The organism is Baaleninema simplex PCC 7105 (assembly GCF_000332355.1).
Lineage (GTDB): Bacteria > Cyanobacteriota > Cyanobacteriia > Cyanobacteriales > Geitlerinemataceae > Baaleninema > Baaleninema simplex.
On sequence record NZ_KB235957.1, the window covers coordinates 148418 to 170538 of the forward strand.

25 protein-coding genes, 1 tRNA gene and 1 pseudogene are annotated in these 22121 nt (G+C 48.3%); 14 read left to right on the top strand and 13 right to left on the bottom strand.

All coding sequences use genetic code 11. The features are described from left to right. The first annotated feature begins 142 nt into the window (after window positions 1-142). Window positions 143-964 carry an AraC family transcriptional regulator gene (locus GEI7105_RS0101345; protein WP_071591933.1) on the top strand — a complete coding sequence of 274 codons (822 nt, stop codon included), beginning with the start codon at window positions 143-145 and terminating at the stop codon, window positions 962-964. Window positions 965-1270: 306 nt separating this feature from the next. Here GEI7105_RS0101345 and GEI7105_RS0101350 read toward each other — a convergent pair whose 3' ends face one another. After that, window positions 1271-2608, bottom strand: a complete 1338-nt coding sequence (locus GEI7105_RS0101350; RefSeq protein WP_017658695.1) for a hypothetical protein — start codon at window positions 2606-2608, stop codon at window positions 1271-1273. 304 nt (window positions 2609-2912) lie between these two features. Then, window positions 2913-3782 carry a 16S rRNA (cytidine(1402)-2'-O)-methyltransferase gene (gene rsmI / locus GEI7105_RS0101355; protein WP_017658696.1) on the bottom strand — a complete coding sequence of 290 codons (870 nt, stop codon included), beginning with the start codon at window positions 3780-3782 and terminating at the stop codon, window positions 2913-2915. Window positions 3783-3856: 74 nt separating this feature from the next. On the opposite strand from rsmI, the gene GEI7105_RS0101360 reads away from it, so the two are divergent. Both GEI7105_RS0101360 and GEI7105_RS36490 read left to right on the top strand, forming a co-directional pair. Next, a tRNA-Pro gene (locus GEI7105_RS0101360) sits at window positions 3857-3930 on the top strand. 215 nt (window positions 3931-4145) lie between these two features. After that, window positions 4146-4367: a hypothetical protein gene (locus tag GEI7105_RS36490; RefSeq protein WP_144053625.1), complete on the top strand. Its 222-nt coding sequence runs from the start codon at window positions 4146-4148 to the stop codon at window positions 4365-4367. Between the two features lie 80 nt (window positions 4368-4447). Here GEI7105_RS36490 and GEI7105_RS0101365 read toward each other — a convergent pair whose 3' ends face one another. Then, window positions 4448-4732, bottom strand: a complete 285-nt coding sequence (locus GEI7105_RS0101365; RefSeq protein ID WP_017658697.1) for a YiaA/YiaB family inner membrane protein — start codon at window positions 4730-4732, stop codon at window positions 4448-4450. A 440-nt stretch (window positions 4733-5172) separates the two neighbouring features. On the opposite strand from GEI7105_RS0101365, the gene GEI7105_RS0101370 reads away from it, so the two are divergent. After that, window positions 5173-5364 (top strand): DUF2949 domain-containing protein, encoded by a 192-nt coding sequence (locus GEI7105_RS0101370; RefSeq protein ID WP_017658698.1) that lies wholly within the window; start codon window positions 5173-5175, stop codon window positions 5362-5364. A 25-nt stretch (window positions 5365-5389) separates the two neighbouring features. Here GEI7105_RS0101370 and GEI7105_RS34180 read toward each other — a convergent pair whose 3' ends face one another. The 6 genes from GEI7105_RS34180 to GEI7105_RS38115 all read right to left on the bottom strand — a co-directional run bounded on the left by GEI7105_RS34180 (window position 5390) and on the right by GEI7105_RS38115 (window position 7711). Next, window positions 5390-5704, bottom strand: a complete 315-nt coding sequence (locus GEI7105_RS34180; RefSeq protein WP_017658699.1) for a pyridoxal-phosphate dependent enzyme — start codon at window positions 5702-5704, stop codon at window positions 5390-5392. 15 nt (window positions 5705-5719) lie between these two features. After that, window positions 5720-6289 carry an RNA-guided endonuclease InsQ/TnpB family protein gene (locus tag GEI7105_RS41185; protein WP_017658700.1) on the bottom strand — a complete coding sequence of 190 codons (570 nt, stop codon included), beginning with the start codon at window positions 6287-6289 and terminating at the stop codon, window positions 5720-5722. Next, complete coding sequence (locus tag GEI7105_RS41190; protein WP_245555353.1) at window positions 6286-6744, bottom strand: hypothetical protein; 459 nt, start codon at window positions 6742-6744, stop codon at window positions 6286-6288. The genes GEI7105_RS41185 and GEI7105_RS41190 overlap by 4 nt, the downstream gene beginning before the upstream one ends. Then, window positions 6636-7064: an RNA-guided endonuclease InsQ/TnpB family protein gene (locus tag GEI7105_RS41195; RefSeq protein WP_071591935.1), complete on the bottom strand. Its 429-nt coding sequence runs from the start codon at window positions 7062-7064 to the stop codon at window positions 6636-6638. The genes GEI7105_RS41190 and GEI7105_RS41195 overlap by 109 nt, the downstream gene beginning before the upstream one ends. A 103-nt stretch (window positions 7065-7167) precedes the next feature. After that, window positions 7168-7398 carry a pyridoxal-phosphate dependent enzyme gene (locus GEI7105_RS0101385; protein WP_017658701.1) on the bottom strand — a complete coding sequence of 77 codons (231 nt, stop codon included), beginning with the start codon at window positions 7396-7398 and terminating at the stop codon, window positions 7168-7170. Between the two features lie 142 nt (window positions 7399-7540). Continuing rightward, the gene (locus GEI7105_RS38115; RefSeq protein ID WP_158413141.1) at window positions 7541-7711 is read right to left on the bottom strand and encodes a hypothetical protein; all 171 of its coding nucleotides are present in this window, start codon (window positions 7709-7711) and stop codon (window positions 7541-7543) included. A 223-nt stretch (window positions 7712-7934) separates the two neighbouring features. Between GEI7105_RS38115 and GEI7105_RS0101395 the strand changes: the two genes are divergently transcribed. The 4 genes from GEI7105_RS0101395 (at window position 7935) to GEI7105_RS0101410 (ending at window position 11517) form a co-directional block, all read left to right on the top strand. Next, window positions 7935-9017 (top strand): mechanosensitive ion channel family protein, encoded by a 1083-nt coding sequence (locus tag GEI7105_RS0101395; protein ID WP_051044108.1) that lies wholly within the window; start codon window positions 7935-7937, stop codon window positions 9015-9017. Window positions 9018-9184: 167 nt separating this feature from the next. Continuing rightward, window positions 9185-10060 carry a tetratricopeptide repeat protein gene (locus GEI7105_RS0101400; RefSeq protein ID WP_017658704.1) on the top strand — a complete coding sequence of 292 codons (876 nt, stop codon included), beginning with the start codon at window positions 9185-9187 and terminating at the stop codon, window positions 10058-10060. A 73-nt stretch (window positions 10061-10133) separates the two neighbouring features. Next, on the top strand, window positions 10134-10553 hold the full coding sequence (locus GEI7105_RS0101405; protein ID WP_017658705.1) for an aspartyl protease family protein: 420 nt from the start codon (window positions 10134-10136) through the stop codon (window positions 10551-10553). Window positions 10554-10557: 4 nt separating this feature from the next. Further along, complete coding sequence (locus tag GEI7105_RS0101410; protein WP_017658706.1) at window positions 10558-11517, top strand: acetamidase/formamidase family protein; 960 nt, start codon at window positions 10558-10560, stop codon at window positions 11515-11517. Window positions 11518-11651: 134 nt separating this feature from the next. On the opposite strand, the gene GEI7105_RS0101415 is transcribed toward GEI7105_RS0101410, so the two are convergent. Both GEI7105_RS0101415 and GEI7105_RS36500 read right to left on the bottom strand, forming a co-directional pair. Next, entirely contained in the window at window positions 11652-12332 is a 681-nt protein-coding gene (locus tag GEI7105_RS0101415; protein ID WP_017658707.1) for a Crp/Fnr family transcriptional regulator, read from the bottom strand. 33 nt (window positions 12333-12365) lie between these two features. After that, the gene (locus tag GEI7105_RS36500; RefSeq protein ID WP_158413142.1) at window positions 12366-13556 is read right to left on the bottom strand and encodes a GGDEF domain-containing protein; all 1191 of its coding nucleotides are present in this window, start codon (window positions 13554-13556) and stop codon (window positions 12366-12368) included. A gap of 340 nt (window positions 13557-13896) precedes the next feature. On the opposite strand from GEI7105_RS36500, the gene hcp reads away from it, so the two are divergent. Continuing rightward, complete coding sequence (hcp, locus tag GEI7105_RS0101425) at window positions 13897-15528, top strand: hydroxylamine reductase (protein ID WP_017658709.1); 1632 nt, start codon at window positions 13897-13899, stop codon at window positions 15526-15528. A 216-nt stretch (window positions 15529-15744) separates the two neighbouring features. On the opposite strand, the gene GEI7105_RS0101430 is transcribed toward hcp, so the two are convergent. Continuing rightward, window positions 15745-16632, bottom strand: a complete 888-nt coding sequence (locus GEI7105_RS0101430; RefSeq protein ID WP_051044104.1) for an FkbM family methyltransferase — start codon at window positions 16630-16632, stop codon at window positions 15745-15747. 339 nt (window positions 16633-16971) lie between these two features. On the opposite strand from GEI7105_RS0101430, the pseudogene GEI7105_RS41325 reads away from it, so the two are divergent. The 5 genes and pseudogenes from GEI7105_RS41325 to GEI7105_RS38955 all read left to right on the top strand — a co-directional run. After that, window positions 16972-17094: pseudogene (locus GEI7105_RS41325) on the top strand (4-helix bundle domain-containing protein); the annotation flags it as partial. Window positions 17095-17464: 370 nt separating this feature from the next. After that, window positions 17465-17779 carry an IS5 family transposase gene (locus GEI7105_RS41200; protein WP_017658711.1) on the top strand — a complete coding sequence of 105 codons (315 nt, stop codon included), beginning with the start codon at window positions 17465-17467 and terminating at the stop codon, window positions 17777-17779. Between the two features lie 105 nt (window positions 17780-17884). Beyond that, window positions 17885-18556, top strand: coding sequence for an IS5 family transposase (locus GEI7105_RS41205; protein WP_245555356.1), 672 nt, complete (start codon window positions 17885-17887; stop codon window positions 18554-18556). A gap of 409 nt (window positions 18557-18965) precedes the next feature. Beyond that, on the top strand, window positions 18966-19178 hold the full coding sequence (locus tag GEI7105_RS0101445) for a 4-helix bundle domain-containing protein (RefSeq protein ID WP_144053628.1): 213 nt from the start codon (window positions 18966-18968) through the stop codon (window positions 19176-19178). Between the two features lie 59 nt (window positions 19179-19237). Further along, window positions 19238-19417 carry a hypothetical protein gene (locus tag GEI7105_RS38955; RefSeq protein ID WP_017658714.1) on the top strand — a complete coding sequence of 60 codons (180 nt, stop codon included), beginning with the start codon at window positions 19238-19240 and terminating at the stop codon, window positions 19415-19417. A 233-nt stretch (window positions 19418-19650) separates the two neighbouring features. Here GEI7105_RS38955 and GEI7105_RS0101455 read toward each other — a convergent pair whose 3' ends face one another. Next, entirely contained in the window at window positions 19651-21903 is a 2253-nt protein-coding gene (locus tag GEI7105_RS0101455) for a TonB-dependent receptor (protein ID WP_144053629.1), read from the bottom strand. Window positions 21904-22121: the final 218 nt, after the last annotated feature.

Below are 22121 nucleotides of genomic sequence, written 5' to 3' on the forward strand. Positions count from 1 at the left end.
AAAAGAAACTATAGCAATCCTAGATGCGTCGTGAAAAGATCGAGACACCTAAACCCTTGTCATCGCTAGATCGAGAATTCACAATTGATTTAGGATTGCTATATTGTTGTTCTAGGTTGAATTGAATGGAGTTTATTGTTTCATGCCGAATCAACAAGCAGTTGTAAATTTCTGGAATTGCGAAACCCTCGGAACTGTAGAACTTTTAAAAGCTTCCTATAAGTCTCGCCGGTTCCCTCCACATCTACATGAAGAATTTTGTATTGGGATTATGGAGCGAGGAAAAGCTGACTTAAACTATCGAGGAACTTATTATCCCGTATCTGAAGGTTCCGTCATTATATTACACTGTGGAGAAGTTCACTCAAATGAGAGTGTTGAGGGTGCTTACAAAATGTTATATCTCAAAGCAAATTCAGTCGAACGTATTATATCAGAGCTAGTCGATCGAGAACGAGGAATTCCATTTATTGAAAGACCGATTTTTAATGATGTAAAGCTTTACCAACTTATTCAACAGCTTCATAAAAGCCTAGATTGCGGAAGTATCAAAACTCAGCAAGAAATATTAATTCGTAATACTTTCTCTTTTTTGTTTTCAAAATATGCCGATCCTCACGTAACTCATCCATCTTTCGATCTCGAACACAAAGCGGTCAAGCAAGTTAAGGAGTATATCAACTCTTTTTATTTTTGGAATATTTCTTTAGATGAAGTTTCCAAGTTAACTCACTTGAGTCCTTTTTATTTATCTCGTGTTTTTAGAAAAGAACTAGGTTTGTCGATTCACGCTTATCTCATTCAAGTTCGCATTCATCGTGCGAAAAATCTTCTCTCGGCAGGATGTTCGGCTTCCGATGTGGCGGCTCAAACTGGATTTGTAGATAACAGCCATTTAACTCGACATTTTAAACGGTTAGTTGGGGTAACGCCAAGGCAGTATATTCAAGAAAAAAATACTTAACTTAAAGGGAGTGCCTCAGTGTTAGAAAACTGAAGTACTCCCGGTCGTTCTGCACTCTAATAATACTGGCCAGTCACAATCCTTTCGTGGCAAAGATTCACAAACCAAAGGGGTGCATCTCAAAAATGTAAATTCATCGGATACAAGCTGACCTACTCGATCGATCGGCTGTTGGGTTCCACTCCGTTCCACCCGTGGACGGCAGCGTTGCCGAAGTCTAACCTACCCAGAGCTTCGTATTTTTACATCCATTGAGATGCACCCGACCAAAGTAGTATTAACTCCTCATTACTCCCCTCGGTCGATCTAAGATCCCGATTCCAAACGTTTACGCCATTCTTCGTCGATTTTATCGGACTGCTCGAACTCCTGTTGTAGCAAATCTTTTTCTGTCGTGTACGCCAAATCTTCCTGAGATACTGCGGTTTCTGCGGCGAATTGACGGGCGTAATCTAACTTGGGTTGAAGTTGAGGTTTCGCGCGATCGAACGCTAAAGCTCGAGCTTTGCGATCTTCGTTGCGATCGCCGATGCGGCCGTTGCGCCACTGTATCCAAAAATAGCGAATTAAAGGAACTGCTAAAAACGCCGTACCGTAGGCTAACAAAATGCCGTAAATCGAGGCGACGAACGCCACGAGTCCGCCGAGTTCGGCCACCAAGGCTCGATCTTGCAATAACGACCCCAACATTAACGCGCCGATGATATTGAGGGCGCCGAGTCCCGTCGAGAGCAAGATTTGACCCGAACTGGCGCGGCTGAACTGCCAGGGACGTTCTTGTAAGTACGGTTCGACAGACTGAGGCGATCGCTCTTTCGCCGTGACTTGGAGTTCGGGGAAGCGATACACCAATTGTCCCTCGGGACTGACTTCCGGGTAGCCGTCGAACTTCGCCAACACTGGCAGCATATAGTCTTCCGTTTCGCGATCGAACTGACTGCCCAAATCGTCGAGATAAGGGGCTATCTGTTCGGCGACGACGACACCTCGATGGTTGCGAACGACCGTCGCGATATCTTGCCAGCGGCGTTCTTCTAAATCTGCGTTGGGATTTCCATCGCCGAAAAGGAACGAAAACACCGCTTCGAGAAAGTTGAGATCGGAGTCTTTCTCGGAGCGTTTCGAGGGTTTCGTGCGTTGCGTCGTCCGTTGAGAACGATACGCTGCCGGATCGTAAAACCAGAACCAATCCCAAATCCAAAATCGCGGTACGAACAGCCAACCGCCGCCACCCCCCCCGCGATCGCTACTTCCGCCACCGCCACCGTCACCGTCGCGACTCGAACTAGCGGCAAAGGCGAGAACGGCGATCGTCACGAAAATCAGCACGATCGACAAAATCAGCAGAGTTCCGAAAGAAATGCGAATCAGATAAAACAACACGCGCCAGATTTTTTCCCACCAGGCTTGAAGGCGCAGGCGAAAAAATTTGTTGCGGAGTACGGCGCGGAGGTTTTTCGGAAATTGATAGACGATATCTCCTGTTTCAGCGACCTGTAGGTGTCCCCCCACGTCCGAGGCGAGGGCGAGGAGTCCCTGTTGCGCGAAGTTAACCTCGAGTCCGGCTTGGCTGGCTACGTCGCCAACGGTGGCGCGGTAGTTCAGTTGCTCGACAGCATCGATAATTTGGGGATTGGGAGCCATAACATAACGCAGTAGTGAGGAGGAGCGTGAAACCTCTTACCGATCGTTATAGCAAATTCCCGAGGTGGCGCGACGGTGATGGAGGTTCGGGTTTTGGGAAAGGGATCGGGGAAGCCCCGCACCCTAGCCGTTAGGGATTCTGCTGTGAACTCAGCGGCTCGTCTGAACTCGCCGAACGTCTGAACTCGCCGAACGTCCGAACGGTAGCTGTGGGGGCGGTTGCCTCGCGCTAGGATATTGGACTTTGGGGATCTCGATTAATTCACGATCGATCGCGTATTTTTTCAACCTCGTCTAATCCAGTTCACTCCTCGATCGCCAACGCTAACTGATAAAGCTGACGGCGAGACAACTGAGACGATCGCGCCAACTCTCGACTGGCTTGGGAACGCGACAACCCCGACGCCATTAACTGCTGTAACTCGGCTTTCAACGCCTCTTCCGATAACACCATCCCTTCTGCACTCGCCCCCGCCACGACGATCGTATATTCCCCTTTCGGTTCTCGTTCCCGATAGAGATCGATCGCCTCGGCTAACGTTCCCCGCCAAATCTCCTCGAACCGCTTCGTCAACTCTCGCCCCAGGGCGATCGCCCTGGAATTCCCCAACCCCGACGCCAAATCCTCCAACGTTTCCCGCAATCGATGGGGGGCTTCGTAAAAAATCAGGGTTCGGATTTCTCCCGACAACTGTTCTAAGCGTTCTCGGCGTTCCTTCCCTTTCGTCGGTAAAAACCCCTCAAAGGTAAAGCGATCGCACTCAATACCGGAAACGCTTACCGCCGTAATGCTGGCACTCACCCCCGGAATCGGCACCACGGGAACCCCCGCTTCCGCACAGGCTTTTACTAACTCGTATCCGGGATCGGAAATTCCCGGCATTCCCGCATCCGTCACCAGCGCGATCGCCTCTCCCCGGTGCAGGCGATCGAGGATTTCTGGAATCCGCTGCGATCGATTGTGGTGATGGTAAGCAATCTGAGGCGTCGCAATCTGGAAATGTTGCAACAACTTCCCCGTATGGCGCGTATCTTCAGCGGCGATGACGTCGGCAGCGTTCAGCGTCGCCACCGCACGAAACGTCATATCGTTCAGATTTCCGATGGGGGTTCCGACAACGTATAGCGTTCCCGGTTGAAGGGGGTTTGACTCGATCGATGGCAGGGATTTCAAAAAAGATTTCCAAAAAGCTGTCTTCCGTTTCGATCTTGTGATATCTTGTTTGTGTTAGAATAGTCAACCCAAGTCGGGATGTAGCGCAGCTTGGTAGCGCACTTCGTTCGGGACGAAGGGGCCGCTGGTTCGAATCCAGTCATCCCGATTGAAAGAGGGCGGTGTAACGACCGCCCTTTTGCCACATCTTCCTAATCGCCATCGGGTGAAGTACCCGACGCTGATGCTTCGCATACAGCACGGGCTTCCAGTTTCACCGGCCAGTGCCGCCACCGAGCGAACCCAGTTTGGGTCTTCGTTCTCTCGGATGCAAGCTCCGAGAGCTGCGAAGACTGCGTCTTACCTAGCCTCTGGAGGTTTGACTTGCCACAAGTGACAGCCCTGACTCCCGTAACGCATCGCGTTACCCTGGCAGCAACCCGTCTTCCACAGGTCGATATTTGCCGCTTGTCTCCTTTTGGACTTACGGATACCGTGAACGTTGAAGGAAACAGCTTCCCCGAGCTGCCGATCTATCTGCGGCAAGAGTCCAAGCTCTACTTTGAAGTTAGCCTGTCTGTTCGATACGGTCGGGCGGGTCGTTGACCATCTCGATTATACCTTGCCGCTCGGCTATCATCCCGACGCTGACCTTCGGTACAGCGCGGGGCTTCTCGCCGAGGGAGCTAAGACAGCGGATTGTGTTCGCTGAGAAGCTTCTCAATACGAGCTTCGTCGAGTCGGGACGTGATTCGCTTCGATTCGTGTAGATCGCGAGTCACTTTCGCGACGTTCAGTGTCGAACCGACGGAAAACAGCAGTCCCATCCCTAAAAAGGCTTTCTGCCAGCTATCGACCGGAAGATAGAAAATTCCGATCGACGTTACAGAAATGGATAGGACAAACGACATCCAGGTTTGGAAGATCCAGCCGCTACTGTGCAGTTTTGGGGTGTTTTCCATGTCTTTCATGGGAATCTTACCGCTATGGGGGTATATTTTCCCTCAGCCTATCTGCAACCGCTCTATTCCTTGCGGAATATGCGGACAGTTTACGAAGTGGTTCTCAAGCTTCTCAGTGGTGTTACTTACGCCATTTGAAAGATTGACAATCCTTTATCTAAAGTTTAAAAAAAACTGGTGATTTCTGTAACGAATCGTGTTGAGAATTATCGTTGAGATTGAAAAAACTTAACGATGAAATCAAATCAAAACCTTAGCCGTCTCTGACAATCCATAAGCTATACAGTGCGGGGATCGCACGAGATCGAGCCGTTTCAGAGAAGGAAGCCTTTGAGGGCGATCGCCTGCTCGGGAGATCGAGATCACACGCTAAAGGTTATGTCGATCGCAGATTGGAGATAAAATTCATCGCATAGTGTTAATGTTGCACGACGGGTCGGAATAAAACAATGAAATTTAACAAACTCGCGAAACTAATCCGCTTTTTACAAGACGATTTATCGGTTCCCACCACGGCGATCGATTTAGCCTTACGTCGTGGCGAAAACTCCCCCAATACCTTCTCAATGGTGTTGTGGCAGTACGGCTTGATTACGATCGACCAACTCGATCGCATCTTCGATTGGCTCGAAACCGCCTAAACTGAGTCTCCACGGAATTTTCAAACTATTTCCCTGCGAGACTTAGAAGGTGAGGAAGTTGAGACAACGCCACGTTTCCCCCAGTCACGATCGCGCCGACACGAGTGTTCGGCCGGACGATCGCGCCTTCGAGTAACGCAGCCGCCGCCAACGCCCCCGTCGGTTCGACAACAAGCTTCATTCGTTCCCACAGAAAAAACATCGATCTCGCGATCGCCCCTTCCGAGACGGCCGCCATTTCTGAAACGTAGTGCAACACCAACGGAAACGTAATTCGGCCTAAACTCGGCGTTCTCGCCCCGTCCGCCACGGTATCGGGGTTTTTTACGGTGTTTGACATCCTCTCCCAGCAACCCTAATGGGTATGCTGGGAGATTCCTTGGGTCGCCCCAAAGATTTCCTGCTTCACAGCCCGCCAGCTAGACTGAGTGACCTCAGCCCCCGCCGCTTTGACTCCACAGGCATTTTCAATTCCCCGTTGTCCACGGGTACAAATGACTTGTGCTGCGGCAACATCCCTAGGTTTAGTTGACCCACATTCCGGGCATTGATGGACTCGCACGCTGAGATCTTTGCGAACTTGGGTGCCACAATCTGGGCATTCCTGGGACGTGCCACGGGCATCGACTTTCTCGTAATACACATCTCGTTTCCAACACACCCAAGGCAGAATCTGGTTGGTAAACTGACCCAATCCGGAATCTAGGGTATGCTTGCCTAGCATTCCTATCCCCCCTTCGCCCCCCTTTGAAAGGGGGGTTGGGGGGATGAGATCTTCGACAAAAATCATCCCTGCACCATCACAGAGGTGATGAGCCAGCTTGAAATGCCAGTCTTTTCGCGTATCGGCAATCCGTTGATGGACTCTGGCAATTTTCTTCTGGAGTTTCAGCCAGTTAGCAGAACCCTTTTGCTTATTCTTCAATCTGCGTTGTAGCAACTCGCGCGTTCCCTAGCGCCGTGCGACGGCGCGGGGTCGCTCGTCGATTTCAACTTACGGTGCAGCTTCTCGAAAAAGCGAGGACGCTTGACTGGTTCGCCGTCAGAACTTGACAGGAAGTACTCGAGTCCGACATCAATTCCCACGGGATGTCCGTGAGGCATCACATCGGGAACTTCGACATCAGCCTGAAGGCTCAACAGGACAAAATAACCCGATGCCTTGCGAACGATACGAGCCTGCTTGACCTGAAAAATCTCCGGGATGCGGCGCGACCAGCGAACTTCGAGCCAACCCAGTTGGGGAAGCTTAATCCCCCCAACCCCCCTTACTAAGGGGGGCGGAGGGGGATGCAGTTTTTGAGCATCTGGGGAAAAACGAACGACCGCATTCGATTCGGCTTCTTGAACCGAGGCAATCCCGAACGCTTTAATCGCCACGATTCCCAAGCACCATCTAGCTTCCTCAAAACCTGCTGCAAAACCTGAGCGTTGACGGTCTTTAATGCCGGGTATTCAGCCTTAGCTGCCGTCAACCGTTTGGCTTGGACATGGTAACTGGGGAATGGTTCGTCCGCAAGCAGAATATATTCCTGCACGATAGAACACGCATTTACAGGAGACTTGCGAGACTTTAGCCAGTCTTTGCGTTCCCGCAGCGCAAAGTTCCAGACATGGCGGCACACATCAAGAATGTGTTCGATCTCTGAAACTTGTTCGGCAGTCGGTTCGAGTTTGAATTCCCACGTCAGGTTCAGCATACCTACACTATAACAAAAAGTTGTGTAGATTGTGAATTTTCGCGGCATCGAGCCGCTCAATCCACGCGCCCTACACCACCAGCCAAATCAGAGATTATGGCGCTCAGTACTGAGCTGTTCTTGATAGGGCGTTGTACGCCCCGCGAAATTTAAAAGACCCCGTGCGCTGGAAGTTCTCGCATTTGAAGAAAACGCGAGCGCCGACTCGTCTGTCTACCGTTCGAGAGGTGAAGACGGGGGTGCGGTGGGCGATGCCGTTTAACTGTTCGGCCGCCCCCGCAATGTCGGCAAAAGCGACGGGGTCAGAGGTATCGGAACGATCGCTCACATTCATCTGTTTTCAATTGAGATGCGAACGAGGGAGGTCGATCGCGATCGAGCAATGCGATCGAACCGGCGTCGGTATTCGTTTTCAGAGATAGGTTCAAACGTTGCGTGACGTCGAGAACGAAGCGTACACGCCATAGACAACGCGATCAAGTGATTTCTAAATTCCGTTCGATTTGAACTAAAACGTCAAAAAATAAGTCAACTGCTGCGGTGAGATAGTGCTTGATTTTCACAGTGTGAGGTTTCTCTGTAAATTCGACCGGCGTGCCTTGGATTGACAACGTAGATGTCAGTTTCCGATCTTTTGTCGTAGTCATGGTTTTTCGTCTTTTACTTGACTTTTAACCGAATGGCTCTTTCTACTATATCATACATCATGTGTATGATGTACTAACAATGTATACGCATTGTATGCTACTCCAATTCGAGAACGCTAGAATCCAGGCTGGATATAGGTTCTAGCCTTGCGAAAGACATCGATCGCAGAGCGATCGCAAGTCTTCAGTGTTAAAATTTCATGACATTCAGGAAAAAGCCACTATGCCAGACAAATTCTTTCAACTGCAATTTCTAGGAAATCAAGTTGCCGATTATCTCATTGCCGTCGGAATTGTCGTCCTCGGATTTATCGTCGTTCAAGTCGTGCGATCGCTCGTTATTAAAAGTTTGAGGAAATGGGTTCAACAAACTGCCAGCGATCTCGATAATTCTTTCCTTAAAATTGTCGAAAGAGCGTTAGTTCCCGTTCTCTACCTCGGCGTATTTTATTTAGCGATCGCCAACCTCAATTTACATCCAATTCTCGATCGCGCCGTCGATGTCGTTTGTACGATTCTGTTTACGATTATCGTCATTCGAGCGATCGTCGCCCTCATTGAATACGTCCTAATCCTATATGGGATCAAAGCAAACAACCCGAATATCGAGCCAACTCTCAGCTCGCTTCTCCCTGCAATTCGCGTTGTCGTCTGGGCGATCGGACTGATTTTCCTCCTCGACAACCTGCAATTTGATGTGTCCGCAGTGGTCGCGAGTTTGGGAATTGGGGGGATCGCGGTCGCCTTAGCCTCCCAAGGGCTGTTGCAAGATCTGTTTAGCTACTTCTCCATTTTGCTCGATCGCCCCTTCGAGATCGGCGACTTCATCGTCGTGGGTGACTTCGTGGGAACTGTCGAACACGTGGGGATCAAAACCACACATATGAAGAGTTTGAGCGGCGAACGGCTAGTTCTCTCCAATACCGATCTGACCGGATCGCGGATTCGCAACTACAAACATATGCAAACGCGACGCATCGTCTTCAGCCTCGGCGTGACTTACGAAACGGGACTCGACAAACTCGAGGAAATCCCGACGCTTCTTCAAACGATCGTCGAAGCCACCGAAAACGTGACCTTCGATCGCGCACACTTCTTGTCCTACGGGGATTTCAGCCTCAACTACGAAGTCGTCTACTACGTCGATAGCAGCGATTACAACCAATATATGGACGCCCAGCAGCAGATGAATTTCGAGATCAAACGCACCTTCGACGCCCGCAATATCGATATTGCTTATCCGACTCAGGTTATTTACTATAATCAAGCGATGCCGGTCGATGGAGCGACGGCGAACGCCAATTAAATCTCGCCTTCAACTTTAGGTTGTTTTTAGATTTCGAGGGAAGACCCCCGGTTTCTCTGATGAAGCCGGGGTTTTGTGGATTTTGGAGTTGTGCGAGTCTGGGGAAACCTCCCAGGAGGCGATCGCGACGATCTACCATCGAAGCAAAACCACCTGCGATCGCTCCCATGAAACGATACTTCGGGAATCTCATTTTCCTCAGTAGTTTGGTGTTGACAAATCTCGTCGTCGCCAGCGATGTGTCTCTCACCGACACCGTCGAAGACTACCTGCGAGGAAGCCAACATCACCAACAGGGAAATTTTCTCGAGGCGATCGAGGCTTTCACCGCTGCGATTCGCCGAGATCCCACTTATGCAGAAGCCTATGTCTATCGAGGATTTGTTTTGTACCAGCAGGGAGATATCGAGGCGGCGTTTTCCGATTTCTCACAAGCGATCGCCCTCGATTCCGAAGATCCCGTTCCTTACGTTTATCGCGGTTTAATTCGCCACGAGTATCGCGACGAATCTCTCGAAGCCTTAGTCGATGTGACCGAAGCGATTCAACTCGACTCTAACTATTTTGAAGCTTATCTAATTCGCGGCGATATTCAACGAGAGTTGGGAAACAATCCGGGCGCGATCGCCGATTACAATCGAACATTACAACTCGACAGTGCGAATTTTAACGCTTATTTTGGCTTAGGGTTAGTTCGTTCAAAAATGGGAGATTTACAAGGAGCGATCGAGGCGTATACTCGAGCGATCGCTCTCGATTCTGGTGATGCTCTTACTTATTTCAATCGCGGTACAGCTTATGCTGAATTCAATAAATTTAGAGAAGCCTTATCGGATTTTACAACAGCCATAGAACTCGACGACACTTACGCCGATGCGTATTTCAATCGCGGCGCAATTTTAAATAACGAATTTCAAGAACGCGAACGAGCGATCGCAGACTTTGAAAGGGCTGCAAGACTTTATAGAGAGCAGGAAAACCTAGAAAAATACGAACATACTCTAGAACAAATCGGTGCGATCGACGATTGGAGAGAAATCTAAAATAAAATCGCAGATTTTCAGCAAAAAATTCTCCAAAGAGGTTAAAATGATTAGAATTCTAGATCGAGGAACAATGGGGCAAGTTACCACAACTGTAACAATTGTCAATCGTCTCGACCAAGGTAAAGCAGAGGATGGCTTAATTCCTGAAGATCGAGTGAGAGCGATAACCTTAAACGACGTCTTAGTCGATACCGGTGCAACGACCCTCTGTTTACCTCCTGATGCGATCGCCGCCTTGGGTTTAAAACTTCTCCGAGAAGTCGCCGTTCAAACCGCAACCGGACTCGAAACTGCTCGTATTTTTCAAGATGCGAAAATTTCAGTTCTCGGACGAGAAGGAACCTTCGACTGTTTAGAACTTCCCGGCGGACGCGATCCCTTACTCGGCGTCATTCCCCTCGAAGCCTTGGGAATCGAACTGGACTTACAAAAACAGCAGTTAATACGACTTCCGACGGGGCCCGATCGCAGCTACATGACCATTTATTAAAACAATGGCAAAACATCACCTCAACGCCACCTGTGAAACCGTCCACGTGGGGGGATTTTCACCCCATCTTCCCCCCGCCTTAACCGTCGAATCTGGCGACACGATCGCCGTCGAAACCTACACCGGATTTTACCTGTGCGATAATGCTCCCGAGGCGTTCGTTCCTCCCGAACTCGCCGAAATTCGCAAAAATCTCCCCCAAAATCGCATCGTCAGCAGCGGTTCTCATCTCCTCACGGGGCCCGTCGCCGTTCGGGGTGCAAAACCGGGAGACGTTCTCGAAGTTCGTCTCAACGCCATCGAACCGAGTCTTCGAGTGGGATTTAACGCCGTTCGTCGAACTTGGGGAGTTCTTCCCGAACGCTTCAGTCAGTCGCGAGTGGACTTCGTGGAGTTGGATTTAGAACGCCGAACCGCTGAATTTCCCCGAGGTTCCAACATCCAAATTCCCCTGACACCGTTTTTCGGAATTCTCGGCGTCGCCACAGACACAGTACGTTCCTCGATTCCCCCTGGGGAGTATGGGGGAAATATCGACGACAAACTCTTACAAGCAGGTTCGCGACTGTTTCTTCCCGTCTTCGTTCCCGAGGCGATGTTCTCCATCGGCGACGGACATGGGGCTCAGGGAGATGGAGAAGTGAACGTGACGGCGATCGAAACCTCGATGCGAGGGGAGATCGAACTGTATTTACACCGTAACTTGTCTCTGACTGCACCGCTGGCGGAAACGCCGGAGGAGTGGGTGGTGATGGGGTTTGGCGAAACCCTCGATAAAGCCTTAGAAGACGCCGTGACGCAAGCGATCGCCATTTTGGAACGATTTCTCGGTTTGAGTCCCGACGACGCCTATGTTTTGTGCAGTTTGGCGGTGGATTTCCAAATCGTTCAAGCGGTGAACCGTCCCCGTAAAGGCGTTCGCGGTCGATTACCGAAGTCGATTTTTGCGATCGCACTTCCATAGCAACTCTAAGTCAGTTGTTTGACAAAATCGGGAACGGGGAACGGGGAACGGGGAACGGGGAATCGGGAATCGGGAATAAGGTTTTTTCTGGTGTTTTAAGTTTTGACGACTCATTTGGGACTGCTATATAACCTTCAGATCGGCTTTTCTCCCGACGCCAACCGTTCCAAACGGGAGCGATCGCGCAACGTGACTTCGGCACCTTCAACAGCGATAATGTCTTCTTGAGCCAGTTTCGCAAAAGCTCGCGAGAGGGTTTCGGGAATCGTCCCCAAAAACGCCGCCAACTGACCTTTCGTCACGTCTAATTTCACCACATCGGCGTTGTCCGAGCGATCGCTCAACTTTAACAAATACGCCGCCAAGCGACTGGGGACTTCCTTAAACGACAGATTGTCGATGAGTTTGGCGAAACGGCGTAAATGTCGCGACAACGCCGCCAGCAAGTTCAACGCCAACGTGGGATGCTTTTGAACCAACTCAACGATCGAATCTTTGGGGAAAAACAGCAGTTCCGTTTTTTCCACCGCAGACGCCGAGGCGGGGTAGTCTCCGCCATCGAAGGCTGGAACTTCTGCAAAGCGTTCCCCATCCTCGAACCAGTGCAAAATCTGCTCTTTCCCGTCGGGAGAAGTTTTGAACACTTTGACTCGTCCTGATTTTACGATAAAAAAGCCTTTGCACTCGTCTCCCTCGAAAAAAATCGGTTCGCCTTTGCGATACTTCTGAAGTCGAGCGATTTGAGCCATCCATTCTATGTGTTCCGGGGGAAGTCCTTCAAACAATCCCGTTTCAAAAATCGTGCGATCGTCCATTAGATTCGCCTTAAGTTAGTTTGACCTGTGTGACTAATCTGTACAGCTCAGATTATCATTAACATTATCCTTCATATTAGCGTTTGAAGCGCTGGCTGTAATGGCAATCATCGCCTTATTTCGTCCCATTTTTTTTGCACGATACAAGGCTTTGTCAACTGCAATTATTAAATCCTTAACCGTTTGAGCGTGTTGCTGAAACGTTCCCACTCCTAAACTAATTGTATGAGCGATCGTGCCATTTGCTGAAGGATTGTTGGCCACGCATTGCCTGAGTCGTTCGGCGATCGCAAAGGCGTTTTGACAATCTGTATTGGGTAAGAGGATTAAAAACTCTTCTCCACCCCAACGGCTCAAGAAATCTCCTTCTCTCAAATGACATTCGAGTAATTTTGAAATATGTTTGAGGACAATATCCCCACTATCATGTCCGTAAGTGTCGTTAATTTGCTTGAAGCGATCGATATCCAATAAAATTAAAGAGAAAATTTTATCGTTTTTAATAAAGCGCTCTTCTTCTTGACTCAAATAGCCGTTCATGGCTCTTCGGTTGAAGGTTTGTGTTAAAAAATCAAGATTTGCTCGACTTTCTAAGTCTCCGTACAAACGCTGAATAACCATCATCGTAAAACCAGAATTTCGCAAGTGATCGGTCACGAACATCAAGAAAAATGTAGTAGCATTAACAATATTAGAATGAAATAAATGTCGAACATTAAAAAAAGGAATAACGATCGCTCTAAAAAACAAAAAGAAAGAATCGATTATCAAAATAAATGCTGTAAAATATGCTGTTTTTGAAAAACTTCTTTGACGACTTGAAAATAAATAAATACAAGTCAATATTTGTACGAAGCCAACTACTAATATTACGCTGATATTTCTAGCTAAAAAGTTGCTGTTGATGTAAGTAAAATAAAATTGCAATACAATCTCTATTCCAATTAACATTACCCATAAAAATTGAAATTCATTGCGATTTATAAATCGAGAAATTCCAAAAAAGTAAAAAATGCGAGATGTTGTCAAAAATACATTTCCTAAAAAACGCAGAACAAGAAGATTCGGATAAAACCATCGAATCAAAAAAAACAAAAAAGTAGCAGCCGATAAAATTGTACCGACCGTATAAATCTTAAGTCCACGATATCGATAGACGATCGATCCAAGAAAAATTAAAACAAGAGCATGAAGTAAAGACGACACGCTGACGACGAGAGACATGGTAGCGGTATCGATAAGCATAAATGCATAACCATCAAACGAGATTGAAGAAGATCGATAGATCGCAGCTTAAACGTAAAAATAGCGATCGCGCATAAAAAACACTCAGACGATAGCATTTTATTCTGAATTCGATAGGATCGAAATAGTAATAAAGTTTTAGAAAAGGCGATCGCCCTTCTTGGCAGCAAACCGCAAACCTTGTAGACCGCGAACTGTTTCTTCACGCTTCACAGAACTCGGGTTTCTAAGAAAATTCAGTCTCTTGATTTAAGTCAAAGACGCCCCAGGTCTCCACTTCGTAGAGTAAGCATAGACCGAACGAGAGGAGACAAAAACCGTGTTCTGTACCCAATGCGAACAAACCACCCGAGGCGAAGGTTGCTTTATCTGGGGAGCTTGCGGAAAAAGCCCCGACGTAGACGCCCTGCAAGACCTCCTCACCCACGCCCTGCGGGGATTAGCCGAAGTCGCCGTCACCGCATATCGCCACGGCGTTCGACAAGCCAAAGCCGGACATTTCGCCTGCGAAGCCCTTTTCGCCACCCTCACCAACGTCAACTTCGACGAAGATCGCTTTATCGAATACATTCGAGAAACCGTCGAACTCCGCGACTCCCTCAAAACCGTACTTCCAGCAGACTTAGAATGGTCGGACGTGGCGATTTTCCAACCCGCCGACAGCCTTGAAAAACTCGTCCAACAGGGCAAAGACGCCGAATACAACTTCATCAGCCAAGGAACTGGCGATGTGGATGTCTTCTCCCTGAAACTCACCGTTCTCTACGGCTTGAAAGGCATCGCCGCCTACGCTCACCACGCCGCCGAATTGGGCTACCACGACGATCGCGTGTACGATTTCTTCTACGATGCCCTAGCTGCCCTCGGACGCCGCGACCTCGACCTCAACGATTGGGTACAGATTGCCTTAAAACTCGGTGAAATCAACCTGGTGGCCATGGAAATCCTCGACGCCGCCAACACCGAAACCTACGGACATCCCGTTCCGACGCAGGTTCCCATCACGCCTCGCCCCGGAAAAGCGATTCTGATTTCCGGTCACGACTTAGCCGATGTCGAAGCCTTGCTGCAACAAACCGCCGGAAAAGGCATCGACGTTTACACCCACGGCGAACTGTTACCCGCCCACGGCTACCCGAAACTAAAACAGAAATATCCCCATCTGTACGGTCATTACGGGACGGCGTGGCAAAACCAAACTCGCGAATTTAACGAGTTTCCCGGCCCCATCGTCATGACGACGAACTGCTTGATGCCGCCGAAATCCAGTTATCGCGATCGCGTGTTTACTTTGGGGGCGGTGGGCTATCCCGACCTCAAACACCTACAACGGCAGGATTTAACCCCCGTCATCCATATCGCCTCAGCGATGGCTGGCTTTACTGAAAAAGCTGCCGACATTAAAACCGTCACCACCGGATTCGCCCGAAACGCGGTTCTCAGCGTCGCCGATACTGTCATCGAAGCAGTAAAACAAGGCAAAATCCGCCATTTCTTCCTCGTAGGCGGTTGCGACGGAGCCAAAACCGAACGGGGATATTATACGGAGTTCGTCGAACGCGTTCCCGACGACTGCGTGGTGTTGACCCTGGCTTGCGGGAAGTTCCGCTTCTTCGATAAAGATTTGGGCGACATCGGCGGAATCCCCCGACTGATGGACGTGGGACAGTGTAACGACGCCTACTCCGCCATTCAAATCGCCCTGGCGTTGGCGAACGCGTTCGATACGGATGTGAACCAGTTACCCCTGTCGATGGTGTTGTCCTGGTACGAACAGAAAGCGGTTTCGATTCTCCTGACGCTGCTGTATTTGGGCATTCAAAACATCCGCCTCGGTCCGACGCTTCCGGCGTTTATCTCGCCCAAGGTGTTCGAGTTGTTGTCGCAAACCTACCATTTGCAGAAGATTACGACGCCGGATGAAGATTTGGCCGCCTGCTTGAATCGTTAAGTCTCTTCTCTCAAAACCGGATAACTCCTCTTTTCGGGAAAGTCGATGGGCTTTCCCGTTTTTTATGGTAGTTCTGAAGGGTGCATCTCACTTTTGCACCCGGAACCCCACCCATCCTCCCCGCGAGATCGGGGAGGTGCCGAAGGACATTCGGCGAGCGCTCAGTCGAGGCGCGGAGGGGTCGTTCTACGAAATTGAGATGCACCCGTTCTGAAGTTACTGTTTTAGATCGTATGCCAATTTTTCAAATTCTGGCAAGAGTCGAGAAGGAACTAAGAAAATCATTTTGATACGGTAATTGACAGGTTGCTTCTCAATCTTTATGAATTTTGCGGGAAGATGAAATTTATCTTTAGGCTTGGCAAAACAAAAACAGGAAAACCCGATCGATTCGATAAACCTGAGCAGCCTTGAATCTGGATATGCTTCTGATAATACCAAAGGTCGATCGCGCATGAGAAGATTCTTGCCACCTAATAAAATATCAAGATCTGCCCCCTCAGCATCTGTTTTAATACCTGAAACTTTTAGAGAAGGGTATTCCAACATTAAATTATCTAGAGTGTTCAGCTTAACAACTACCGTTTGGTTATCTTGAAGATTTGTTCTGACCAGAGAACTCAGCTCAGAAGACGAATGCAAGTTGAGTTTCATTGTCCCCAGCTTAGAATAGAGTGCCTCTCTAATTACATAACAGTTTTGAAACTGAGAAAGATTGTTTTCTAGATGTTTGGCAACTCTTGGATCGGGTTCAAATGCGTAAACCGTATTAGAAATAGGGGCTGCAAGTAAGCTATAATATCCGATATTAGCTCCGATATCAATGAAGCTTTTATCAGATTCTAAAAAACGAAGTAATAAAGCCTCACTACCCCAATCGAGCTGACTTCTTTTTAGAAAAAGCTCTGTACCGAATCGACTATCCGAAGGCAGTGTTATTTCCACATCATTAAAAAGCTTCATTTTTTGGCTAGTGTTTGTAATTTTATAAAGCCCTCGAAATAAATAACGATATACAAAATTTACATAGCCAACTTCTAGAGCCAGCCGATAAAAAAATCTGGGTTTTTGCAAAATTTTTGAAAGCGATTTTGTCTTATTCATGATGCCAAAATATTCGACGGTATTTTTCTATATTTCTCCATAGGTTAACTTGTGGTTCTGAGGTCGTCAAGAACGGGGAATCTCAAGTTGGTAGAATGACCCCTCCGCACCTCGACTGAGGCTTCGACGGTGAGCGTTCAGCGACTCGACGGCTCGACTGAACTCGCCGAACGTCCTTCGGCACCTCCCCGATCTCGCGGGGAGGATGGGTGGAGTTTCGATAACAAAAGTGAGATGCACCCTCAAGAACTGATATGGTATCTGTGTCTCAAATGCTGGAATATTCAATAAAACGTTTGTTTTTGCTGTTTGACTGCTTGGAATTAAGTTCTCGAGGTTATTAACTACTTGCTGAGAACGGCGGCGGAAGAATACGAAGCAGCGATCGTAGACGGTCAAATTGTCGAGGCGATCGAATATCAGGATTCGAGAGGCTTCGTCTACCAGGGTGCATCTCAAAAATGTAAATCTATACGAGAGAATAAGGATTTCAGCCTCCAATTCTCATGTTTTTGCAAAACTGAGATGCACCCGTCTACCAAGATTCGTCGCAGCGCTCCAACCATAGCCAATAGGCTTGGTTGGTGGTGAAGCGGCGGTGAGTTTCGGTGCATCCCCTGAACAATGCGATAGCGAGAGAAGGGGATAGCGCCGAAACGAACAAACTGGTAAAATTGCCTTACCGGAAACGGTCTTTAGGGCATCTCTATTAATTGACTATTGGACTCAAATCATGAGATAATTAAACAGTACAAATCAAGGATAATGCCATGGGTCAAAAAGGTTTTTGGGATTGGGAAAATCGCCATGCTAAGCTAAGCAATAAAAAATCTTGCTTGACCAGATTGATGAATTGATACCCTGGGAAGAATTTCGTCCAATCCTCAAAGTAATTCATCAAAAGCCTCGCCTCAGTAATGCAGGTCGTAAACCCTTGGATACAATCTTAATGTTCAAATTAATTGTGTTACAAAAACTCTTTAATCTTGGCGATGATGAATTAGAATATCAAGCCAACGATCGATTATCCTTTATGAAATTTCTCCATCTCGGTCTTGAAGACTCAATTCCGGATGCAAAAACGGTTTGGCTTTTTGGGTCTTCGGAGTTTGTGGTTATAAATGTATACCATAATACAAAAAATTGAGAATTCGAGAGCCAAAACCCTTGAAATCTCGTGAAGTTAGTTTTTCTGTCACCCTAAACTCCGAAGAGCCGGCTTTTTCGAGAACAACTCACCCAACACGGATTAATTGAAGAGCTATTTAATCGATTTGACGACTATCTGCGAGATCGAGGATATGAAGCTGAGGAAGGGCAAATTGTAGATGCGACTCTCGTGCCAGTCCCTAAACAAAGAAATAGCCAGGAAGAGAATGATAAAATTCGCCAAGGAGAAACTCCAGAAGGATGGGAAAAAAATCCCCATCGCCTTTCCCAAAAAGACCTTGACGCTCGTTGGACTAAAAAGAATGGACAAAGTTACTATGGATATAAAAATCATATTAGCATCGATGTAAAATTTGGTTTTGTCCGAAGTTATCATGTAACAGATGCATCAGTTCATGACTCAAAAGCATTAGGTAAAATTATCGATGGTGAGAATTTAGACGATCGAATTTGGGGTGATAGTGCTTATCGAAGTGAAGATATTGAATGGGTTTTAGAGCAGCTTGAATTTGACAGTAAAATTCACGAAAGAGCTTACAGAAATAAGCCTTTAAGTGAAGAGCAAAAGTCAAATAATCGTCAAAAATCAAAAATCCGGGCTAAGGTCGAACACGTCTTTGGGGCTTGGGTGATGAGCATGGGCGGAAAACTTCTACGTTCAATTGGAAAGATTAGAGCTAACGCCAACATTGGCTTGAAAAATCTAGCCTACAATATCCGTCGATATATATTCTGGGAAACTCAAAAAGAATAACAGAATATTCTCGTTCTAAAACTTCTAAAATAGATGATTTTTCTCAAGAAAATACCTCTTAATATAGAAGAATAAAAAAGATGGTCTTCGAGATGTGAAAGACCATTTTATTTTTTTATTTTGAACTCAAATAATGAATTTTTCGAGGTTCCCTTTAAGATCCTAAGGGTATGGTTCGCAACACCCGAAAAACCCGTGGTGGAGGTAAACCACAAAATCGCCAGTTGGTGTTGTCAAGAGAATTTGATTCTCGCTTAGGTCTGCGGTGGGGCGCATCGTGGACGTTAAACAAACAGCCTGTGAAGGCGTTCTGACCGGGGGTATTCGGGCTGGCTCGTTTATCTAGGCATGAGCCAGTGAAACAGGAATCTCCGACCATACCCGCTAGGGTTGGGGGGAGAGCGTCAATATGCTGATATGCTGTTCCAACAGGTCGCCGACCAAATCGACACCAGCGATCGCTGCGGCCATCGCCGCCACGTTCGAGGAACTGAAAACCGCCTGGCCGTCGGCAATTTCGCCGGAATCTCCAGTGAAAACGCCCTCGGAGGTGTTCGGTTTGGTGTCGGAAGTGGAATTGAACAGTTTATTTCCGTTTGGGGGCGAATTGGTTCTCCCCTAGGATAATGTTGTCTGTGCAATTTCCACCGTCAGAAGTCTCAATTTTCCAAGGCTGCGATCGTGATTTTTACGATTCCTAACTTTCTGTCTCCCGAAGAGTTACACCGCATCGGCGAAATCCTCCAGCAAGCGGAATTCGTTGACGGTAAACTCACCGCTGGTTGGTACGCCTACACTCTAGATCCCCGGAATCTTGGAGATTCCGGGGATCTTCTAGATAAAATACACCCTCAAAGGTGAGTCAGCTTTAGTAGATTTTGGGTAAGTTGTGTGGAGCGAAAGCGAAACCCAACATTACAATAACTGCTGTTCGAGTTTCCATTTAGGAGTTGCGCTCTAGATCCCCGGAATCTCCAAGATTCCGGGGATCTTCTAGATAAAATACACCCTCAAAGGTGCGTCAGCTTTAACGGTGAAATCCGAACAGTTATCGGTTTTCCCTCTGACACACCCTACGCGCACCCTGCCAAATCCTAAAACGTCACTCTCAAATTCGCTTGAAAGTTCCGACTCAACCCCGGAAACCCTGGAAAGGCTTCGTACTGTTCGTCAAACAAATTGTTCAAACTGGCGTTGAGTTGTACGTTCTCGCCAAAGGGAATTTGAGCTTTTAGATCGACAGTGGTATAACCGCTCAAGGTTTCCGTATTAGCGTTATCCACAAATACCTCGCTGATATGATGGAGGAAAACACCGGTGTAAAACCCGTTGGGACGAGCGTAAGCGACGCCTAAATTGAAACTGTCGCCATCGCGAAAACTCAAATCGTTGCCTTCAATACGTTCGTTTTGGTCTTCGAGGATTCGCGTATCGTTCAAGGTCAAATTAGCGAACGCAAAGAAGTTTTCAGCGAGCTTGATATTTAAATCTGCTTCGAGACCGATGGTTTCTACTTTTCCGATATTTGTATAGGTACTCGTGGGCGAACCGAATTCAAATGCCACCAATTCGGAAATGTGGTTGAGGAAAAAAGTTAACCGAAACAGTCCGAAATCGCCAATTTCTTGGTCGAGTCCGATATCGAAACTGTTACCCCGTTCCGGTCGTAAGTCGGGATTTCCTTCTACGTTGAAGGAGGCTAAACCTTCTAGTTCTGAAATTAAAGGTGCGTTGAAACTTCTGGCGTAGTTCGCTCGCAGACGGGTCGAATCTGTCACTCGCCACAACACCCCCGCACTGGGAGACGTAAATGAACCGTTCTCGAGACTGTTGAAGTCCTGACGAACGCCGACGTGAGCGGTGAAATCGGGGGTAATATCGACTTCGTAGCGGGCAAAAAGCGCACCTTGGTCGATGTTGTCGTCGTAGTTTTCTTGACTTTCCCCCGTGAAGAAACTAAAGGTGTTATTTTCAGAGTTAGTCGTGCGAAAATCTGCGCCGTAAGTTAAATTGTGAGCGTCGGCGAGTTGCCAGCTATGCTGGAGTTGGAAGCCGAAGGCGGTGCGATCGATTTCGTCGCGGGTGGTGTTGGGATTGCGGAAGGTATAGTCGAGAACGTCGGTGTAGACGCGAGCAGTGAGTAAGGAGTCGCCGTCACCGTTGAGTTCCGATTCCCACAATAAATCGAACAGCCAGTTTTCCGTGTACTGCTGAGCGTCTGGCGTCAGACTGTTGAACTGTCCGAGGCTTCCGGCGTCGGTGGGAACGCCGCCAGGAATTCCTAAATCGCGGGAGAGATACAACCCGGTAAAGGTCAAACGGTTGCGATCGCCAATGTCGGCGGTCAGTTTGACATCGACGTTGTTATAGTTGACTTCGGCGTTGTCGCGGGTTCCGTCGAAGGCGATCGATTCGAGTTCGAAGGGAAAATCATTTTCGGAATAGGTTCGGTTGTAGCCGACAACCCAACCGAAATCACCAACGGTTCCGCTGCTGCGAACGCTTTGCTGGTTGTAGCCGAAACTCCCAAACCCGCCGCGAACGCTAAATTGAGGCTCCTCTGTCGGCTCTTGGCTGACGATGTTGATGGTTCCCCCCACGCCACCGGAACCGTACAGCGTCGAACTTCCACCGGGAACGACTTCCAAACGCTCCACGAAGTCGGTGGTGAACGTGGATAAGTCGAAATCGCCAAATCCTAAATCGTTGAGGGGGCGTCCGTTGAGGAGAATTAAGGTTTGGGAAGAATCCCCCCCTCGGATAAACTGAGCACTCGTCGCCCCCAGCTGTCCGCCAGAGGTTCCGTCGCTGAGAACGCCGGGAACGAAACGTAAGGCTTCCTGTACGGTGACGGCGTTCTGGATTTCGATTTGTTCGCGGGGAACCACGTACACCGGACGAGAGGAATCTTGCAGGGTTCCTTCGAGGCGAAACGGTGCAAACACCGGTTGCGTGAGAATGCGATCGATGTAGATTTCGACTTCGGGAATCTCTTCTTCGGCGTCGGTTTCTTCCGTCTCGGGTTCCGTCTCGGATTCTGTCTCGGGTTCCATCTCGGATTCCGGGGTTTGAGCCAGATGTAACGTCAGGTTTGACGGATCGCGATCGATCTCCATCCGTTGGGTTTCCACTCCCTCGGAGTCGAGATCCTGCGATCGCACTTTGAGTTTCGATCTCGAAGATTCCGATGCTATCTCTGACGATACCGAACCTTGTTTCGGCGACTCGACAGATTTTTCCAACGCGAGTACTGCAAGCTGACTGAAGGCGAACATGGCTCCGATCGCAGTACTCGCACTCAGAAAATGAAGAGAAATTGGAGAGATCGAACGGATAGGTTTCGACATTTTTTTATTAACAAAAACGAGCGATCGATCGGACGATCGACCGTTAATCTGGGTTACAACAATTCAAACAAAACAGAGTTCGCCGCCTATAAAAGAGCGATCGCTCGCTCTCTCAGACGCAATCTTTTGCCCGAGAAGAAGGCACTGCTAACGATACTTTTAGACGTTAAACCGACCAGTGCGACTTAGCAATTTTTTCGAGGCGTTGCCATCCGAAA

Bases quoted from the DNA above. Each gene is read 5' to 3' on its own strand.
- GEI7105_RS0101385 (WP_017658701.1), bottom strand. From the start codon at position 7,398: ATGAATGTGAGCGATCGTTCCGATACCTCTGACCCCGTCGCTTTTGCC.
- GEI7105_RS0101350 (WP_017658695.1), bottom strand. From the start codon at position 2,608: ATGGCTCCCAATCCCCAAATTATCGATGCTGTCGAGCAACTGAACTAC.
- GEI7105_RS0101405 (WP_017658705.1), top strand. From the start codon at position 10,134: ATGGGGCAAGTTACCACAACTGTAACAATTGTCAATCGTCTCGACCAA.
- GEI7105_RS0101370 (WP_017658698.1), top strand. From the start codon at position 5,173: ATGAAATTTAACAAACTCGCGAAACTAATCCGCTTTTTACAAGACGAT.
- GEI7105_RS0101395 (WP_051044108.1), top strand. From the start codon at position 7,935: ATGCCAGACAAATTCTTTCAACTGCAATTTCTAGGAAATCAAGTTGCC.
- GEI7105_RS0101345 (WP_071591933.1), top strand. From the start codon at position 143: ATGCCGAATCAACAAGCAGTTGTAAATTTCTGGAATTGCGAAACCCTC.
- GEI7105_RS36500 (WP_158413142.1), bottom strand. From the start codon at position 13,556: ATGTCTCTCGTCGTCAGCGTGTCGTCTTTACTTCATGCTCTTGTTTTA.
- GEI7105_RS0101455 (WP_144053629.1), bottom strand. From the start codon at position 21,903: ATGTCGAAACCTATCCGTTCGATCTCTCCAATTTCTCTTCATTTTCTG.
- GEI7105_RS0101410 (WP_017658706.1), top strand. From the start codon at position 10,558: ATGGCAAAACATCACCTCAACGCCACCTGTGAAACCGTCCACGTGGGG.
- GEI7105_RS0101430 (WP_051044104.1), bottom strand. From the start codon at position 16,632: ATGAATAAGACAAAATCGCTTTCAAAAATTTTGCAAAAACCCAGATTT.
- GEI7105_RS0101445 (WP_144053628.1), top strand. From the start codon at position 18,966: ATGCTGATATGCTGTTCCAACAGGTCGCCGACCAAATCGACACCAGCG.
- GEI7105_RS0101415 (WP_017658707.1), bottom strand. From the start codon at position 12,332: ATGGACGATCGCACGATTTTTGAAACGGGATTGTTTGAAGGACTTCCC.
- GEI7105_RS0101365 (WP_017658697.1), bottom strand. From the start codon at position 4,732: ATGAAAGACATGGAAAACACCCCAAAACTGCACAGTAGCGGCTGGATC.
- GEI7105_RS0101400 (WP_017658704.1), top strand. From the start codon at position 9,185: ATGAAACGATACTTCGGGAATCTCATTTTCCTCAGTAGTTTGGTGTTG.
- GEI7105_RS41195 (WP_071591935.1), bottom strand. From the start codon at position 7,064: ATGCTGAACCTGACGTGGGAATTCAAACTCGAACCGACTGCCGAACAA.
- GEI7105_RS38115 (WP_158413141.1), bottom strand. From the start codon at position 7,711: ATGACTACGACAAAAGATCGGAAACTGACATCTACGTTGTCAATCCAA.
- GEI7105_RS34180 (WP_017658699.1), bottom strand. From the start codon at position 5,704: ATGTCAAACACCGTAAAAAACCCCGATACCGTGGCGGACGGGGCGAGA.